Origin of the sequence: Amnimonas aquatica, assembly GCF_002943415.1 — a bacterium.
Classification (GTDB): domain Bacteria; phylum Pseudomonadota; class Gammaproteobacteria; order Pseudomonadales; family Moraxellaceae; genus Perlucidibaca; species Perlucidibaca aquatica_A.
Genome location: NZ_PTQZ01000282.1, coordinates 1 through 1,791, shown reverse-complemented (window position 1 = coordinate 1,791; position 1,791 = coordinate 1). Strand labels below are relative to the sequence as shown.

The 1,791-nt window shown below is 64.4% G+C and carries 2 protein-coding genes; one reads left to right on the top strand and one right to left on the bottom strand.

Annotated features, from left to right (window positions below; translation table 11 throughout):
- Positions 1 to 413 precede the first annotated feature (413 nt).
- On the top strand, positions 414 to 1,289 hold the full coding sequence (locus tag C5O18_RS09105; RefSeq protein ID WP_105193296.1) for a metal-dependent hydrolase: 876 nt from the start codon (positions 414 to 416) through the stop codon (positions 1,287 to 1,289).
- A gap of 108 nt (positions 1,290 to 1,397) precedes the next feature.
- Here C5O18_RS09105 and C5O18_RS09100 read toward each other — a convergent pair.
- A partial coding sequence (locus C5O18_RS09100; RefSeq protein WP_206389832.1) for an epoxyqueuosine reductase QueH occupies positions 1,398 to 1,791 on the bottom strand: 394 nt, incomplete at its 5' end.

Sequence of the window (1,791 nt, the reverse complement as noted above, 5' to 3'; positions counted from 1 at the left end):
GATGTAGTCGTCCGCCGTGTCCGAGCGGAACTCGTCGAGCATGAGGAAGGGGTCGAGATCGGGCAGCATGGCAGTGCCGATGACGCGGGTGAGCTTCACGCCGGCGCCATCACGCGTGTCCTGGCCGCGCAGCAGGCGCTGGACGGAACGGGAATGCAGCTGGGTCATGTCGGCTCTCCTGACGGGATCAGGCTTCCAGTATCGGCAGAGCGCGAGCCGCCATAAACCGGCCGGCGCTCACCGCCATGTTGCCCAGGCGGCAACAATGCCGCCGCTCCGCAGCCTCCATGCGACCTTGTGATGAGGCCATCGCTACAAAAAACCATACTGTTACAGTTGACACTGTCACATGGAGGAAATAACTTAAAGACATCGTGACCGATGCGTCACAGCCACGAAGAACAGGTATCACCATGGCCCGCACCCAGAAGCATCAAGCCGCGAAGCACAAGGCGACCCCGGACGTCATCAGTATCAAGCCGACGCGCATGGACTTCGAATTCCCGGCCGACAGCATCCCTCGTCACTGGGCCTATGACGATGCCTTCTGCACCCACTTCATGGGCACCCTGTCCACCCTCTTCCCGGTCGGCGAGCGCTTCTTCGTCGACTCCGTGCGCGCCCTGCGCGAACACACCGGCGACACCGTGACCCAGAAGGACATCTCCGGCTTCATCGGGCAGGAAGCCATGCACTCGCTGGAACACGTCAGCATGAACAACATGCTGGAGGCCAAGGGCCTGCCGGCATTGCGCGCCGAGAAATTCACCCTCGGCCTGCTCAACATCGGCCGCCGCATCCTCACCGCGCGCCAGCAGCTGGCGGTGACGGTGGCGCTGGAGCACTTCACCGCCATCATCGCCAACCGCCTGCTCACCGACACCGACATCATGAACAACCTGTCGGATGAAATGCGCCCGATCTGGATGTGGCACGCCATCGAAGAGACCGAGCACAAGGCCGTGGCCTTCGACCTGTACCAGAACGTGCCGGGCAGCAGCTACACCGAACGCGTGGTGTTCCAGGTGCTGGCCTCGGTGATCCTCGCCGCCGTGGTCGCCGCTTTCCAGGTCCAGTTCATGTATCGCGACAAGCAGCTGTTCAATCTGCGCACCTGGGCCTTCGGCCTCAACAAGCTGCTCGGTCGCAACGGCGTGGTCAGCGGCCTGTGGTCGGAGTACCTGGACTTCTTCAAGCCCGGCTTCCACCCCTGGGACCACGAGAACAGCGCGCTGGTCGCCTACTGGCGCGAACGTCTGGATGGCGCCGTGGCCGCCAGGGCCGCCTGAGTCCAGGCATCGTGATTCACCGGCGGCGACCCGCCGCCGGCAAGCGCTGAACCCCTGTTGTCCCCGGTTCGCCGGGGCTTTTTTTGCGCGCCTGCCGCCGCATCCTGCTCAGGCCTCGCCGCCCGGCTCCGGATCCCCGTAGTACTGCACCCCGATGCGGATGCGCTCTCGCCCGGCGGCCAGACGCTGGCGGTTGCTGTCGCGCAGCGAATACACGCAGCCGCAGTACTCCTGCTGGTAGAAATGCTCGCGCTTGCTGATCTCCACCATGCGCTGGGCACCGCCCTGCCGGCGCCAGTTGTAGTCCCAGTAGACCAGGCCCGGGTAATGACCGGCGGCGCGATGCCCGCAGTCGTTGATCTGCGCCATGTTCTTCCAGCGCGAAATGCCCAGCGAGCTGCTGATCACCGGAAAGCCGTGCTCGTGGGCATAGAGCGCCGTGCGCTCGAAACGCATGTCGAAGCACATGGTGCAGCGAATGCCGCGCTCGGGCTCGTTCTCC

Coding starts and splice junctions, on each gene's coding strand:
- C5O18_RS09105 (WP_105193296.1), top strand. CDS start 414: ATGGCCCGCACCCAGAAGCATCAAGCCGCGAAGCACAAGGCGACCCCG.